Genomic DNA, 15,573 nt, shown 5'->3' with positions numbered 1-15,573 from the left:
TGTTGGCGATGGTGGAGCGTCTGGTGCCGGACGGGTTGTGGGAGCTGCTCCAGCGGATGGTTCCGGCCGCTCGGGTGAGACCCTAAGGTGGCGGCCGGCGCAGGTATGGGGATCGGCAGGTACTGGGGCCCATCGTGTTCGTGGCCACGACGGGCTGTACGTATCGGCAGCTGCCGCCGGGTTTCGGCCCTTCCGGGCCGACCGCGCACCGGCGGTTCACCGAGTGGAGCCGGGCCAGGGTGTGGGGCAAGCTCCACCGCCTGGTCTTGGACGAACTCGGTGCCCGCGGCGCCCTGGACTGGTCGCGGTGCGCGATCGACTCGGTCAACATGCGGGCAGCGAAAGCGGGACCTCACGGGCCCGAATCCCGTAGATCGCGGCAAGAAAGGATCAAAGATCCATTTGATCACCGAGCGGACCGGTCTGCCCCTGTCCGTCGGCATCTCTGCCGCGAACACCCACGACAGTCAGGGCCTAAAGCCTCTGGTGCGGGGTTTCCCACCGATCCGGTCCAGGCGCGGACCCCGTAGGCGACGACCCTCGAGGCTCCACGGCGACATAGGCTACGACTACGACCACCTGCGCCGGTGGCTCCGCGCCTGGAACATCACCCCGCGCATCGCCCGCAGGGGCACAGAGTCCTCCCAACGGCTGGGCCGACACCGTTAGACAGTGGAACGGACGGCGGCCTGGCTCCACGGATGCCGCCGCCTGCACCGTCGCTACGAGCGCAAGGCGGAACACTTCCTGGCCTTCGCCGGGATCGCCGCCGCCCTGATCTGCTACCGCCGGCTGGACCGCCCGAACAGTTCACACGGCACCGAGAAAGCCCGGATCAACCCCATCGAACTGTCGGCATGAGTCCCGGGCGACACCGAGCAGCTCCGTCATCGGTACCGCGCGGCGACTGGTCGCGGAAAGATCCTGTCGTGCCTCCGCAGACCACAACGGCGGAAACAGCGACAAACCCTGATCGCTCTTCAGCGCCCTGACGTCGTCCTGCCAGCCAGCCCAGCGAAGATCTGCGTAGAACTCGTCAAGAGCCCCGGACACCAGCCAGGTCATCCACGCCGAGTGGCCGACGCCCAGAGCCTCCCAGCGAAGCGAATCCGGGGCGAAGTAGACCATCTCTCCCGGGGTCCCGGGGCGGCCGGTGCTGGCGGGACTTCCGCCGTTGAGAGCGAAAACGCCGCCCAGCACGTCGTGTGCCACCACCAGGCCCGTATCCGCTCGCCATTCCGAGTCGAACGCTCCCAGGAACTGATTGATCCGGGCCAGGCCCGGCACCCCGTGCGGGGCCCCGTCCACGGGGCTGCCAAAGACCCGCAACCATCCGTCGTCCACCAAGAGACCGCCGCAGTGCAGGACCACCGCGCCCAGGTACGACATGGCCGTGACCTGCAACTGGAGAAGTGATCCCCTGCCCAGGCCGCTGTCGGCCGGAAGCACCTCGACGGACACAGGCGCGGCATCGAGTGTCTGCCTGAGTTCCGGCCAGGCCGGCTCCTCAACGTCGATCAGCTGGCTCAGTTCACGCATGCCCGCATCGTCGCACCCTTCCCCCCAGCAGGGCACTTCGACGAACCACCCGCCAATCGAGATGACCTCTAACGACCTCGGTGCACGACAGCCATGTCGTGGAGGCTGGCTGTCCGCCGACGAGCGCGGGCGTCGCGGATCGGCCGGCACCTGGAGACGCTGGCGGGTGGGGAGGACGCGCTCCTCTTCGTCACACCCGGCGGCAATCCTTTGCGCTACAACCAGTGGCGCAAGGCGTACTTCGACCGTGCCGTGGCGGGCTGCCGGGCTCATCGGCGTCACGCCGCATGACCTCGGTGCCTCGCACGGAATGGGTCGCCGATCGCTACGGCGTAATGGGTCTACTCAGCTAGACCAGCCGGACACCGGACACCACAAAACCCTGTCCATAATTCCGGGTCGGCGGTCATTCCGCCCGGCATCGCTCCGGGAAGCGGGATGGTCTCGCGGGCCTGAGCGAGCATCGGCTCCACGGGAGGACGCATCACCACAGGGACGTTCCTTCCTGGGTCGGTCGGGACCGGGTCAGCTGTCCGGGGCGCGTCTGTTTTCAGGTCCCAGGCCCCGCCAGGACAACCTGCGGGGAAGAGTGGGAAGCGGTGGCCCTTCACGTCCGTGCTCCAGTGGTGGGCTGCACCGCAGTCACACTCGTAGATCCCGCTCTCGGGAACGATCTCGCCCGGGTGCCACGTCGTCTGCGCGTCGCTCATACCTTCTGCTGTACGTCTCCGCGTGACCGGCCGCGACGCAGGACGTCGTGTTGCCCAGCTGCATGCTCAACACGCCAAACAGCCCGACCTCCCTCGCCCAGCCCACGTCCTGCGCACCTCATTTCAGGCCTGCGCGAGCGATTCGCGGGCACAAGTTCGTTCATCCTCCCGAGGTGGTGGGGGTCTTGCAGGAGAGGGGCGCACTGCCGATGACCATCGTGATCTTGTGTCTGTTTGTGGTGATGGGGCTGGTGCAGGTCATCAGGCCGCAGCTGCTCTGGAAGATGAACCGCCCCCTGCAGGCGCCATTCGTCAAAAACTATGACGCCACGGAGCCCACCTCGGCCGGCTACGCGATGACCCGGGCCGTGGGCGCAGTCTTCCTGGTGATAGCGGTGGTCATGCTGGTGAACGCCCTCTAACGAGCTGGTGCGTGATTGCGCTGGAGACGTGGGTGCCTGACCTGACCTGGGGCTTTGTGTCAGTCGGTGGTGTTGCGGTCGGAGACGAGGCCGGCGATAGCCCGTTAGGTGGCGGGCAGGTTCTCCCGGCGGTGGGTCCAGCGGGCCAGTTGCTTCCAGCGCTTGTGGTCGGCGAGGGCGTGTCCGACGGTGATGCGCTTTGAGGAGTGCCGGTGTCGGGCTCGTAGGCGGGCTTCGAGGACCTCGGGTGGGCTGATCTTGTTTCCCTTCCTGGGCGGGGGTGACCGCTTGGCCGGGGTGGTCGCGACGGAGTCCGAGGTAGCCGTCGTCCAGGAGGACTTCCACGTCGGGAAAGTGCTGGAAACAGGTGCCGATGCCTTCATTGCGTGCGGCGGTCGCGTCATGCATCCGTCCTGGTCGCAGGGTGTCGGTCCAGAGTGTGCGGCCCTGATGGTCGGCGATGACGGTGGCCTTCATCGTGTTCTGCTTCTTCTTCCCCGAGACGAAGGAACGGCGTCCGCCGCGGCTGGCCGGGGGCCGGCGGACCTGGACTTCGGTGGCGTCCAGCCGCAGCTCGATGCCTTCAGCCTGGGCGTACGCGAACACATCCGCCAGGGTCCGCAGCCGCAGGCCGGGCCGGTCTGGGACCGCGCACCCCCGCTCGGCCAGCAGCCCTCGTATCTCACCGATCGCACGGGTGATCGTGGAGCGGTCGACGCCGAACAGCAGCCCCAACGCTGCATGCGGCAAATCGTGCCGCAGATGAATCAGTGTGGCCACGACCCGGTCGACGAACACCAGCCGATGCCGGACACCCGCTCCTGCCCCACGCTTCCTGGCCCCGCCGCGAGCTTCGTAACGCCGGCCCTCGACCACGGCCTGCCAAGGGTCGGCCAACTCCTCAACCAAGCAGGCGAGATGACCCCGGGAGACCCCCGTGAACACCTGATGCGCGAGAACCGTCCGACTGACCATGATCGCCACAACCGGATCATGCCACCCACCAGCAAGAACACCTCACCCGCAATCACGCACCAGCTCGTTAGTGGTCGAGTTTGGAAGTCCTTCGGGGGTTGACCCTGAGGAAGCTCCCGTGCCTGGTGGTGGCGTGGAACGCGCCGAGGGGCGAGTTGACCTTCAAGTTGGATGAAGGTCAACAATCGGGTGCATGGACGGCACCACGGAACTACTGAGCATCAGCGTTTTCGCGCGGCGAGTGGGTCTCGCTTCGAGCGCCCTGCGTTTCTACGACGACTGCCGCGTTCTGCGGCCGGCGTGGGTTGACGGGGCGACCGGATACCGCTTTTACAGCCCTGCTCAGGAGGCCCGTGCCGCTCTCCTGCGCAGTCTGCGAGAAGCGGGACTGCCGCTGGCCGAGGTCACCGTGGTACTCGATGGGCCCGAACGTGAGGGCCGAGAGGCGTTGGAGCGGCACTTGGAAAGGATGCGGGACCAGACTCAGACCGCGAAGGCCGCCATCGCGGTGGCTCTGCGTTCCCTCTCGACTGCCGACAGTACGACGGAAGCGCGGATCGGCGGCGTGGAATTGGCCAGTGCAGTACGCCAGGTGGTGCCGGCCGCGGCTTCCGACGGGGAACACCGTGCGCTGGGTTGCGTTCTCATCGAATTCGAAGACGGCGAGGTTCGTCTGGTGGCCACGGATCGCTATCGCCTGTCGATGCGCGTCCTGAGGCTAGCGGCACTCGACGGAGGGCCCCGCCGTCTGCTGGTGCACGCGGCTGACCTGATCGAGTTTGGGCAATGGGCGGCGCGAGTCCACCAGGTCACCATCCAGGTCGGACCGGACGGGGCCCGAGCACGCAGTACGTCAGAGTGCCGTGTCCTGGTGACGACCGATGACCTGTTCCCTGCCTACCGCGAGATGCTCTCGACTCTGGCCCCGTCCGAATACCGCGTGATCGTGGATCGCCTGGCCCTTCGTGACGCGGTCGACAGCCGCGGAGACGCTACACACATCGCTCTGAGCTTCGCCGGCGACGATCTGGTCGTCTCTCTCGCCGATCACTCCAACGCCATCACCCTGCCTGCGATCTGCCATGGAGACCTGCCCCAGCGGATCGGTTTCGACCCTGCCGTCCTGGCTCCCGCGCTGGAAGCCAGCGTCGGGCCCGACGTCCTGCTGGAGATCTCCGCAGTAGACCGTCCTGTGGTAGTGCGTTCCGCGGACCAGGGCAGCTTCACCACGCTGGTCATGCCCGTCGCACTCAGCACCTCCAGCTGATCCTTCCTCAACACCGCACCCTCATAACCTCAGGAGAACCGTGACCGGCCCCGAGAACATCGTCGTGCAACTATGCGTGCAGGGTATGCAGGCCGAGACCGAAGGCCGAGATGACCGAGCACGGGACCTGTTCCTTCAAGCGTGGGAAGCGGCCGAGGACGACTACGACGCCTGCATCGCCGCGCACTACCTCGCCCGGCACCAGCCGACCCCGCAAGAGACCCTGCGCTGGAACCAGGAGTGTCTGACCCGGGCCGACAAGGTCGGCGACGACCGTGTCCGCGGCTTCTACGCCTCACTTCACGGCAACATGGCCCGAGCCCACCGCGACCTGGGCCAGATCGACCAAGCCCGCGAACACTTCGAGTACGCAGCGAAGCACATCGACGACGTCCCAGCAGGCCCCCACCAGCAATGGCTCCGCTACCGCATCGCTGCAGGACTGCGTGCCACCGCCCCGGCCGCACCACAGCAGCACGAAGACCCAGTCGGCGAACTCCTCACCAAGCTCTGCGCACGCACGGACCTCGAAGCCCTGAGCCTGCTGCTGCCCCCGTACGTGGGCAGCCTCGGCACACCTGAGGACGAGGAGAGCATCACCGCCGCCCTGCGCATGCTCCATGCCGAGCGTCGCCTTCCCGAGGATGAGCAGACTGCCCTCAGCCACGCAATCAAGGTGCGGTTCGCTGTGTGAGCACCCCGATCCTCGGTGGCACGCGCGTAGGCAACCGGCCGCCTTCCTCGGTGCCGACGGACCTTCAACGATCACGTCGGCCCTCCGACCTCGCGGTCGGTGGGCCGTCATACGTGCCAGTCACTACCCGCTCCTCCTACCTCCCCGAACGTCCAACGAGGTGGCAGGAAGAGCGGGGGACAGTCGAAATCGCTCACGCTTAGAAATCATCTCATTTGGGTGTCTCGGTATTCTGTGGGTCATGGTGGGGATCGTTGAGCGGTTGGTGCCGGACGAGTTGTGGGAGTTGTTTCAGCGGGTGGTGCCGGAGGCGCCGTCGCGGCCGCAGGGTGGTGGTCGGCGTCGGCACGGCGACCGGGAAGTGCTGGCCGCGATCGTTTTTGTGGCCACGTCGGGTTGTACCTGGCAGCAGCTTCCTTCGGCGTCGTTCGGCCCGTCCGGCGCGACCGCCCACCGGCGGTTCTCGGAGTGGCCGAAGGCCAGGGTGTGGGCCAAGCTCCACCGCCTGGTCCTCGACGAACTCGGTGCCCGCGGCGAGCTGGACTGGTCACGGTGCGCGATCGACTCCGTGAACATGCGAGCCCTGAAAAGGGGGACCTGACAGGTCCGAATCCTGTCGACCGGGGCAAGTACGGCTCGAAGATCCACCTGATCACAGAAAGGTCAGGTCTGCCCATATCCGTCGGCATCTCCGGCGCCAACCTGCACGACAGCCAGGCCCTGATCCCCCTCGTGAAGGGCATCCCGCCAATCCGCTCGCGCAGCGGCCGACGACGGCGCAAGCCCGCCAAACTCCACGCCGACAAGGGCTACGACTACGTCCACCTGCGGCAATGGTTACGCGAACGCGGCATCACCCACCGCATCGCTCGCAAGGGAGTCGAGTCCTCGCAACGGCTGGGCCGCCACCGCTGGACCGTGGAACGCACCATGGCCTGGCTCGCCGGCTGCCGCCGCCTCCACCGACGCTACCAACGCAAGGCCGACCACTTCCTCGCCTTCACCAGCATCGCCTGCACCCTCATCTGCTACCGCCGACTCGCCAAATGAGATGACTTCTAAATACTCGGTGGACCTTGCGGCGATGGAAGGCGTGGGCGGAGCGCATGCTCTCGACAAGCACGTGGGGAAGGCCGATGAGCAGCGGCTTCGAGACGAGCAGAAGCAGAGCGGTAAGTACAACATTCCCGGCGCATCTACCTATGCCGACATAGAGTCCGCTCAGCGGTTCACGCAGTACTGCCTCCGTGACAATACTGCCGAGATAGACGATTGGCTGAACGAGGACCCACCGAACGCTGCGAAGGAGATCGAGACGAAGTCCATCCCCGTCCAGGGACCTCTCGTCGGCGATGTGGTCACCGGGAGAGGCTCGGCTGTGGGCGACGACGGCAAGCCCTCGGAGGTCAGCGACACCAAGGGACTCGCGATACGTCTCCTGCATAAACCGGATATGAACCCGCCCTACATCGTCTTCAGCTCGATGCCCAAGTGAGAGGCCCCCGGATGCACAGCGATCCCCACCATGACTCGACGTGTGGACCGTCAGCGTCTCTGGACGCCGACCCGTGGTCGGCGGCGGTCGAGATGTACCGCCATCGGTACTCATTCATCGCTGTGGGTCCGCGGACTGGAGCGCACTGGCTCCCCGATGTAGCCCCAATCATGCGCAGGGAGGTGGCGGACCCTCGGGGGTGGCGAGGCGCCGACCCGGAAGTGGGGGAACCGGAGTTGCTGGAGGACCCCGCCTTCCCGTTCCGCGTTCCGCCGGTGGACGAGGACGGCGCTGCGGAGTGGCGAAGCAGGCTCTTCGAGATTCCCCGCAGCTCGGTGGTACGCCTCCTCGTCATGCTGGCCACCAACGAGATGAGCGTGACCAGGCAACATGGTTTCGCCGAGCGCAGGGCCGGGATGGAATGCCACGCCAAGACGATCCTTTCGCGTTTTCCCGAAGGATCGGAATTCTTCACCAACACCCGCCATGGCGGTGACAATCCGGACTTCTATGAGCGGGTTTCCGGCTGCTGGCCGATGTCCCAGTACGTCTGGGACTTCGGGCTCCTCGCGGTGTCTGACGAAGAAGTCGGCCTCATCTGGTCGTTCGACGCAAGCTGAAGTGGACAGACATGACCGTACGGACACGCTCGGCCACCTACCCCGACCGGGAAACCGCTCAGTGGGCCACCCAGCAGGTGGTTACCGGCAATGAACAGAAGATCCACCGCTGGCTCGCCCGAAACACCCGCGCCCGCCTCACCAGACCGCCTTCACGGCGACCACCACACCGGGGTGGCGCCGGCTGAAGCCACGGATCAGGGTCGTGAGCGGTTCGACCGCCTGGGACGGCATGGCGGTGAGCACGGCGCGCCGGCCGGTCCGGTGGAAGAGCTCGGATCCCAGGTCGTGCTCCAGCGCGCGGACCGCCTGGGACAGGGAAGGCTGGCAGACGTACAGCGCGGCGGCCCGGTTGAAGCCGCCGCAGTCGACGATCGTCAGATCGTACTCCAGCGTCCGGATGTCCATCAGCGCATCACGCCGTATGGGCGCCTTCACGGTCTTCGAGGGCGCTGATGGCGGTCGCGGTGAGGCTGTGGGCGATGTGGTCACGCATCAGATGGGCGGCCTCGGCAGCCCGTCCGTCCTCGATGAGTTCCACGAGTTGGTGATGCTCTTGGAGGTCCCGGGTGCGGGGTTCGTCGCCGGGCGGAAGTTCGAGGCCGAGGCGCCGGTAGCGGTCGGACTTGTCCCAGAGATCGTCCAGGAGACCGATGAGCACGTCGTTGTGCGAGGCCCGGTACAGCGCCTGATGGAAGGCACGGTGGGCCGTGAGTGCCTCTTCCCCCCACTGACGCGTGACGGGGAGCAGTTGGTCGACGGCGGCCCGCATGGTCGCGATGTCCTCGTCCGTGCGCCGTAGGGCCGCGAGTTCGGCGGCGGTCGGATCCAGGGACAGGCGGACCTCGAACAACTGGCGGGCTTCGTCCGAGGTCATGGTGGAGACCCGGACGTCGCGGTGGGTCTCGACGGTGACGAGCCCCTCGCTGCTGAGGCGGCGGATGGCCTCGCGCAAGGGCGTGATGCTCATGTTCAGGGACTCGGCGAGGTCGTACTGCGCGAGCCGTGACCCCGCGGGCAGCGTGCCGAAGAGGATCCGGCCGCGCAGCTCCGCGTAGGCGAGGTCGCTCTTGCTGAGGAACAGGTTCGTGTCGGCCATCGTCCCGTACGAATCCTTTCCGGGTGCTCACACCCCCTTGACAGTCCCGGTTGGGACACCTCAGCCTAACACCGACGTAACTTATAAGATATTAGAAAGGTCGACAGTGAAGATCACCAACGTCTACGAGGGCGTAGTCCCGATCAGCTCCTCGATCCGCAACGCCTGGATCGACTTCAGCTCCATGGACTGCTCGATCGTGGCGATCGAGAGCGACGTCATCCGTGACGGCAAGCCGCTCGTCGGTTACGGCTTCAACTCCAACGGCCGCTACAGCGCCGGCGAGATCCTGCGCCGCCGTATCCTGCCCCGCCTGCTGAACGCCGAGGCCGGCAGCCTCCTCGACGAGCAGGGCGGCCTGGACCCGGCCAAGGCGTGGGACGTGATGATGCGCAACGAGAAGCCCGGCGGGCACGGCGAGCGCTCGGTCGCGGTCGGCGTGGTGGACATGGCCCTGTTCGACCTGGCGTCCAAGATCGAGGGCAAGCCGCTGTACCAGTACCTGTCGGAGCGCCACGGAGACGGGCAGCCCGACGACTCGGTGTTCGTCTACGCCGCCGGTGGCTACTACGCCCCCGGCAAGACCCTCACCGACCTGCAGGACGAGATGCGCGGCTTCCTCGACCTGGGCTACGACGTCGTGAAGATGAAGATCGGCGGCGCCGGCCTGGCCGAGGACCTGCGCCGCATCGAAGCCGTCATCGACGTCCTGGACGGTGACGGCTCCCGGCTGGCCGTCGACGTCAACGGCCGCTTCGACCTCAACACCGCGCTCGAGTACGGGCGGGCCATCGAGTCCTACGGTCTGTTCTGGTACGAGGAGATCGGCGACCCGCTCGACTACCACCTCAACGCCACCGTCGCCGAGCACTACGCCGGCTCCATCGCCACCGGAGAGAACCTCTTCTCCCTGCAGGACGCCCGCAACCTGATCCGTTACGGCGGCATGCGCCCCGACCGCGACACCCTCCAGTTCGACCCCGCCCTCTCCTACGGGCTCACCGAGTACCTGCGCATCCAGGACATGCTCCGCCAGCACGGCTGGTCCTCCCGCCGCTGCATCCCGCACGGCGGCCACCAGTTCTCCCTGCACATCGCCGCCGCCCTCAAGCTCGGCGGCAACGAGTCCTACCCGGGTGAGTTCCAGCCCACCGGCGGCTTCGCCGACGATGCCGTCGTCGAGAAGAGCAGGGTCGGGCTGACCGACACCCCCGGCATCGGCTTCGAGGGCAAGGCCGCCTTCTACAAGGTGCTGCGCGACCTGCACAGCTGACGGAACGGCAGGGCGGCCCGCCTCGAACCGCGGGCCGCCTGCGCAGGCGCGGCTTTACCGACCGCCGCGTACGAGACCGGGGACGCAGGCCGCCTCATGTCCCCCGCACCCCCCACGGGACAGGGCTACACACGATCGTCGTGCAAGGGAGCACCAAACGATGACAAGCACCACCACCGCCGACCGCCCCCAGCGGTCACGGCTGAACCGCCTGATACGCGAGCTGTGGTTCCAGGTCGTGCTGGCCGCGGTCCTCGGCATCGCCGTCGGCATCCTCGCACCAGGGCTCGGTGAGGAACTCAAGCCGCTCAACGACTGGTTCATCGCCCTGGTCAAGATGATCGTGATCCCGGTCGTCTTCTGCGTGGTCACCACCGGCATCGCCTCCATGGACAACCTGCGCAAGGCAGGCCGGATCGGTGTGAAGGCGATCGGCTACTTCCTGGTGCTCTCCTTCGTGTCCATGCTCATCGGGCTGGTGATCGCCAACGTCTTCCAGCCCGGCTCCGGACTCAGCGTCGACCCCGCCTCGCTGAACGCGGACGACGTGCCCGAGACCGCCACCGAGCACGCCACCCTCACCGGCTTCGTCTCCTCGCTGATCCCCACCTCACTGCTCGGGGCGATCACCGGTGACGCGATCCTGTCCGCGCTGATGGTCTCGATCATCTTCGGCGTGGCCCTGAACATGGCCGGCGAGGACGGCGCACCCCTGACCCGCGGCATCAAGGCACTCGCGGACGTCGTCTTCCGCATCGTCGGCTGGGTCATGCGACTGGCACCCCTGGGCACGTTCGGCGCACTGGCGACCGTGGTCGCCACCTACGGCGCGGACAGCCTCAAGCAGCTCGGCTACCTCATCATCCTGTTCACCGCCACCTGCATCCTCTACGTCCTGGTCGTCCTCGGCGCCATCATGCGGGCCTGCCGCCTGAGCCTGTTCGGCCTCATGCGCTTCCTCAAGGCCGAACTGCTCGTCGCCCTGAGCACCTGCTCCAGCGAAGCCGTACTGCCGCAACTGGTACGCAAGCTCGAGACCCTCGGCATCGGCCGGCCCGTGGTCGGCATCGTCATCCCCTCCGGATTCTCCTTCAACCTGGACGGCTCCGCGGTCTACCTCACGATGGCCTCCCTGTTCCTGGCCCAGGCCATGGGCATCGACCTCTCCTGGCAGCAGCAGCTGATCATGGTCGGCGTCATGATGCTCACCAGCAAGGGGACCGCCGGAATCGCGGGCGGCGCGTTCATCGTGCTCGCCAGCACCGTCACCGCGGTCGGCCACGTGCCCCTGGCCGCGCTCTCCCTGATCGTCGGCATCGACCGCATCCTCAACGAGGGCCGCGTCTTCATCAACGTCCTCGGCAACGCCGTCGCCACCATCGTGATCGGCAAGTGGGAGAAGGACATCGACATGGATCAGGCACGCACGATCCTGAGCTCCGGCACCACGCCGCCGCGGTCGATCAAGACCGCCGAGTCCGACGCCGACGCGTCCAAGGTCCACACCACCAAGGCCGACGCAACCAAGTGATCTCGCCGGCCAAGCGGCACCTCCCCCACGGCACTCACCGGCGGCACCCCCACGCCGCCGCGCACCAAGACAGATGAGGACCATCCCATGAGCACGCCCAGCGTCTCCTATTCGATGACCATCCGGCTCGAGGTCCCCGCGGGAGGCAACGCCGTCTCCCGGCTGACCGCCACTTTGGAGGCGCTGGGCGGCTCGGTGACCGCACTCGACGTCATCTCCTCAGACGCCGACCGCCTCGGCATCGACGTCACGATCGCGGCCTCCTCCACCTCACACGCGGACGAGATCGTCGAAGGTCTGCGCGACATCGAGGGCGTCATCCTCGGCAAGGTCTCCGACCGTACGTTCCTGATGCACCTCGGCGGCAAGATCGAGATGGCGTCCAAGCACCCCATCCGCAACCGTGACGACCTCTCGATGATCTACACCCCCGGTGTGGCCCGGGTCTGCATGGCGATCGCCGAGAACCCCGAGGACGCCCGCCGCCTCACCATCAAGCGCAACTCCGTCGCGGTGGTCACGGACGGCTCGGCGGTGCTCGGCCTGGGCAACATCGGCCCGATGGCGTCGCTCCCCGTGATGGAGGGCAAGGCGGCCCTCTTCAAGCGCTTCGCCGGCATCGACGCCTGGCCGATCTGCCTGGACACGCAGGACACCGACGCGATCGTCGAGATCGTCAAGGCGATCGCCCCCGGCTTCGCGGGCATCAATCTGGAGGACATCTCCGCACCCCGCTGCTTCGAGATCGAGGCACGGCTGCGCGAGGCCCTGGACATCCCCGTCTTCCACGACGACCAGCACGGCACCGCGATCGTCGTCCTGGCCGCGCTGACCAACGCGCTCCGCGTGGTGGGCAAGGCGATCGGTGACGTACGCGTCGTCATGTCCGGCGCCGGCGCGGCCGGTACGGCCATCCTGAAGCTGCTCATCGCGGCCGGGGTCAAGCACACGGTCGTCGCCGACATCCACGGCGTGGTGCACGCGGGCCGCGAGGACCTGGTGGACGCCACCCCGGACTCGCCGCTGCGCTGGATCGCCGACAACACCAACCCCGAGGGCGTCACCGGCACCCTCAAGCAGGCCGTCGCCGGATCCGACGTCTTCATCGGCGTCTCCGCCCCCAACGTCCTGGACGGCGCCGACGTCGCCGCCATGGCGGAGGGCGCGATCGTGTTCGCGCTCGCGAACCCGGACCCCGAGGTCGACCCGGCAATCGCTCGCGAGACGGCGGCCGTTGTCGCCACCGGGCGCTCCGACTTCCCGAACCAGATCAACAACGTGCTGGTCTTCCCGGGTGTCTTCCGCGGTCTGCTGGACGCTCAGTCCCGCACCGTCAACACGGAGATGATGCTCGCCGCGGCGCGCGCCCTCGCCGACGTGGTCGCGGAGGACGAGGTGAACGCGAACTACATCATCCCCTCGGTCTTCAACGACAAGGTCGCGGGCGCGGTCGCGGGCGCCGTCCGGGACGCGGCCAAAGCGGCCGGAGCCACACCCACCGTCGTGCCGCCCCGCCTGACCTCAGCTCGCTGACCCCGTCCTGGCCCGCAGGCCGAGTACTCCGGTGCTCGGCCTGCGAGCAGCCACCGAAAGGCTCTTCCATGCGGCTCATGCGCATCGGCCCGCCCGGCCGGGAGCGGCCCGTCGTCAGGGTCGACCAGCAGACCTACATCGACGTCTCCGACCTGGTCGAGGACTACAACGAAGCGTTCTTCGCAGCCGGCGGCCCCCGCCTGCTGCACGAAGCCGTCGCCGCACGCCGCGCCGTCGGCACGGTCCACCGCTTCGACGCCGAACGGATCGGTGCCCCCATCGCCCGCCCCCACCAGATCCTCGGGGTCGGCGCCAACTACCGCAGCCCAGGCAGTGACGCCCCTGTCGCCCAGGAGCCGCTCGTCTTCTCCAAGGCACCCAATTCGCTGTCCGGACCGTACGACCCCGTCCACATCCCCCGCGACTCCACGCATACCGACTGGGAAGTCGAACTGGGCGTCGTGATCGGCACCCGCAGCCATTACCTGGCCGACGACGAAGCTGCCCTCACCGTCATCGCCGGATATGTCCTCGTCAACGACATCAGCGAGCGGACGTTCCAGAAGGAGCGCGGAGGCCAGTGGCTCAAAGGCAAGTCCGCCCCCACTTTCACCCCTTGCGGCCCCTGGCTGGTCACCCCGGACGATCTCGGCGCCCCGAAGAACCTGCGCCTGTGGCTGGACCACAACGGCCTACGCCGACAGGACGGCACGACCGCCGACATGCTCCTGAGCACTGCGGGCATCATCCGTCACTTGAGCGAATTCATGGTCCTGGAGCCCGGAGACCTCATCAACACCGGCGCCCCGTTCGGCGCGGGCAAGGACCTCAGCCCGCCGCAGTACCTCACGCCTGGCGACACTCTCACCTGCGGCGCGGACGGGCTGGGCCGCCAGCATCAGACTGTCACCGGAGCGGGAAGAGAGCAGGTTGCTTGACTGCCCCGTGCAGCCCAGCGCCGGTCAGGGCCGTGCCGACGTTCCTCGCGCCGGGCGGCGGGCCGCCGGGGGTAAACCGGGTTCGCGTGGAGCGGCTGGAGGGCGAGACACGAGGGCCTCTCACGGGCACCGCGTCAGCCCCCGTCCCTCCTCACATGCACATTGCGCGGTTCAGACGGACGAGGTATTCCCCGTCTGGTTGCTCGCCGGCCCCGAAGCGTTCCTGGACGCGTGTTGAGGTGGGGACGCGCAAGGCCACCGTGTGGAGACGGCGTACAGCAGCCCGTTCAAAATGACCTTGCTGTGTTGGCCCTCCGAGGCTTCGAGCTTCCTATGAGGGCTCGGTAGGACTGCCCGGTCGGGGCAGGGCTGGGCGCTCCTGCCCCGACGACAGCGCCCCTGGGGCATGTCAGAGGGTGAGCAGGACCTTGGTGGCGCGGCGTGCGTCCATGGCCTTGTAGCCCTCTGCTGCCTGATCCAGGGGCAGGGTGAGGTCGAAGACCTTGCCGGGGTCGATCTTGCGGTCCCAGATGAGCTGGATCAGGTCGGGCAGGAACCGGCGTACCGGGGCAGGGCCGCCGAGGGTGTGGATGCCGGCGAAGAACAGCTCGATCCCGGGGATGGACACGTCGTAGTTCACGCCGACGTAGCCCAGGTGCCCGCCGCCGCGGGTAGCACCGACAGCCTGCATGAACGATTCCTGGGTGCCGACCGCCTCGACGACCGAGTGCGCGCCGAGCCCGTTCGTCAGCTCCTTGACCTTCGCGACACCCTCATCGCCGCGCTCCTCGACAATGTCCGTGGCCCCGTAGTAGCGGGCCAGCTTCTGCCGCTCGGGGTGGCGGGACATGGCGATGATGCGTTCCGCGCCGAGCTGCTTGGCGGCCAGGACGGCCATGAGCCCGACGGCGCCGTCGCCGACGACCGCGACGGTCTTGCCGGGACCCGCCTCGGCGGCGACGGCGGCGTACCAGCCGGTGCCGAGCACGTCGGAGGCGGCCAGCAGGGCGGGGATCAGCTCCGGGTCGGGCTGCCCCGGGGTGGCGACGAGGGTGCCGTCGGCGTGCGGGATGCGGGCCTTCTCGGCCTGGGTGCCGATCGTCTGGGCGACGAACTCGGCGTGCACGCACTTGGACTGGAACCCGGCCTGGCAGATCTCGCAGGTGTTGTCGGAGATGACGAACGACCCGACGACGAAATCGCCGACCTCGACGTTTTTGACCTCGGAGCCGACTTCCTCCACGACGCCCACGTACTCATGCCCCATGACCTGGTGGTCTGCGGGCTCGATGCCGCGGTACGGCCACAGGTCCGAGCCGCAGATGCAGGTCGCGGTCAGCTTCACGATCGCGTCGGTCGGCTCGATGATCTTCGGATCCTCGCGCTCCTCCACCCGGACGTCGCCGGCGGTGTACATCACTACTCCACGCATGGTGGTTCTCCTTGCTCTGTGGTGCGGGCGCCCGAGGCGCCGGTT

The 15,573-nt window shown here is 67.5% G+C and carries 13 protein-coding genes and 4 pseudogenes; 12 read left to right on the top strand and 5 right to left on the bottom strand.

Features of this window, described 5'->3' with window-relative positions; genetic code table 11:
- Nucleotides 1-8: 8 nt before the first annotated feature.
- A pseudogene (locus OG379_RS39210) lies at nt 9-861 on the top strand (IS5 family transposase).
- Here OG379_RS39210 and OG379_RS39205 read toward each other — a convergent pair.
- Nucleotides 811-1,539, bottom strand: coding sequence for a DUF2625 domain-containing protein (locus tag OG379_RS39205; protein ID WP_405668236.1), 729 nt, complete (start codon nt 1,537-1,539; stop codon nt 811-813). The pseudogene OG379_RS39210 and the gene OG379_RS39205 sit on opposite strands and share 51 nt — an antisense overlap.
- 129 nt (nt 1,540-1,668) lie before the next feature.
- Between OG379_RS39205 and OG379_RS39200 the strand changes: the two are divergent.
- Together OG379_RS39200 and OG379_RS39195 are read left to right on the top strand one after the other, a co-directional pair.
- Nucleotides 1,669-1,877: pseudogene (locus tag OG379_RS39200) on the top strand (site-specific integrase); the annotation flags it as partial.
- Between the two features lie 581 nt (nt 1,878-2,458).
- Nucleotides 2,459-2,671 (top strand): DUF6199 family natural product biosynthesis protein, encoded by a 213-nt coding sequence (locus OG379_RS39195; RefSeq protein ID WP_405668234.1) that lies wholly within the window; start codon nt 2,459-2,461, stop codon nt 2,669-2,671.
- A gap of 104 nt (nt 2,672-2,775) precedes the next feature.
- On the opposite strand, the pseudogene OG379_RS39190 reads toward OG379_RS39195, so the two are convergent.
- A pseudogene (locus OG379_RS39190) lies at nt 2,776-3,646 on the bottom strand (transposase family protein).
- 193 nt (nt 3,647-3,839) lie between these two features.
- Here OG379_RS39190 and OG379_RS39185 point away from each other — a divergent pair.
- The 5 genes from OG379_RS39185 (at nt 3,840) to OG379_RS39165 (ending at nt 7,722) form a co-directional block, all read left to right on the top strand.
- Entirely contained in the window at nt 3,840-4,913 is a 1,074-nt protein-coding gene (locus OG379_RS39185; protein WP_405668232.1) for a MerR family transcriptional regulator, read from the top strand.
- Between the two features lie 40 nt (nt 4,914-4,953).
- A complete protein-coding gene (locus OG379_RS39180; RefSeq protein WP_405668230.1) occupies nt 4,954-5,607 on the top strand; it encodes a hypothetical protein in 654 nt (217 codons plus the stop codon).
- Nucleotides 5,608-5,848: 241 nt separating this feature from the next.
- Nucleotides 5,849-6,657, top strand: a protein-coding gene (locus OG379_RS39175) for an IS5 family transposase (protein WP_405668228.1) whose coding sequence is annotated in 2 segments (ribosomal slippage) — nt 5,849-6,197 and nt 6,197-6,657 — 810 coding nt in all. Because the reading frame shifts where the segments join, the coding sequence is not laid out codon by codon here.
- Between the two features lie 19 nt (nt 6,658-6,676).
- Nucleotides 6,677-7,102 (top strand): RNase A-like domain-containing protein, encoded by a 426-nt coding sequence (locus tag OG379_RS39170; RefSeq protein ID WP_405668226.1) that lies wholly within the window; start codon nt 6,677-6,679, stop codon nt 7,100-7,102.
- A 236-nt stretch (nt 7,103-7,338) separates the two neighbouring features.
- A complete protein-coding gene (locus OG379_RS39165) occupies nt 7,339-7,722 on the top strand; it encodes a hypothetical protein (protein WP_405668224.1) in 384 nt (127 codons plus the stop codon).
- 141 nt (nt 7,723-7,863) lie between these two features.
- On the opposite strand, the pseudogene OG379_RS39160 reads toward OG379_RS39165, so the two are convergent.
- A pseudogene (locus tag OG379_RS39160) lies at nt 7,864-8,130 on the bottom strand (LysR family transcriptional regulator); the annotation flags it as partial.
- A 7-nt stretch (nt 8,131-8,137) separates the two neighbouring features.
- Nucleotides 8,138-8,821, bottom strand: a complete 684-nt coding sequence (locus OG379_RS39155) for a GntR family transcriptional regulator (protein WP_405668222.1) — start codon at nt 8,819-8,821, stop codon at nt 8,138-8,140.
- 106 nt (nt 8,822-8,927) lie between these two features.
- On the opposite strand from OG379_RS39155, the gene OG379_RS39150 reads away from it, so the two are divergent.
- The 4 genes from OG379_RS39150 (at nt 8,928) to OG379_RS39135 (ending at nt 14,096) form a co-directional block, all read left to right on the top strand.
- Nucleotides 8,928-10,094, top strand: coding sequence for a mandelate racemase/muconate lactonizing enzyme family protein (locus tag OG379_RS39150; protein WP_405668220.1), 1,167 nt, complete (start codon nt 8,928-8,930; stop codon nt 10,092-10,094).
- 160 nt (nt 10,095-10,254) lie between these two features.
- On the top strand, nt 10,255-11,625 hold the full coding sequence (locus tag OG379_RS39145; RefSeq protein WP_405668218.1) for a cation:dicarboxylate symporter family transporter: 1,371 nt from the start codon (nt 10,255-10,257) through the stop codon (nt 11,623-11,625).
- Between the two features lie 87 nt (nt 11,626-11,712).
- Nucleotides 11,713-13,158 carry an NAD-dependent malic enzyme gene (locus OG379_RS39140; protein WP_405668216.1) on the top strand — a complete coding sequence of 482 codons (1,446 nt, stop codon included), beginning with the start codon at nt 11,713-11,715 and terminating at the stop codon, nt 13,156-13,158.
- Nucleotides 13,159-13,226: 68 nt separating this feature from the next.
- Complete coding sequence (locus tag OG379_RS39135) at nt 13,227-14,096, top strand: fumarylacetoacetate hydrolase family protein (RefSeq protein WP_405668215.1); 870 nt, start codon at nt 13,227-13,229, stop codon at nt 14,094-14,096.
- A 409-nt stretch (nt 14,097-14,505) separates the two neighbouring features.
- Here the strand turns inward: OG379_RS39135 and OG379_RS39130 are convergent, their stop codons facing one another.
- Complete coding sequence (locus OG379_RS39130) at nt 14,506-15,528, bottom strand: zinc-dependent alcohol dehydrogenase family protein (protein ID WP_405668213.1); 1,023 nt, start codon at nt 15,526-15,528, stop codon at nt 14,506-14,508.
- Nucleotides 15,529-15,573: the final 45 nt, after the last annotated feature.

The sequence above is a fragment of the Streptomyces sp. NBC_01166 genome, from assembly GCF_045039765.1.
Taxonomy (GTDB): Bacteria; Actinomycetota; Actinomycetes; order Streptomycetales; family Streptomycetaceae; genus Streptomyces.
Note: the sequence above shows the minus strand (reverse complement) of the source record. Positions and strands in the feature narration are given on the sequence as shown.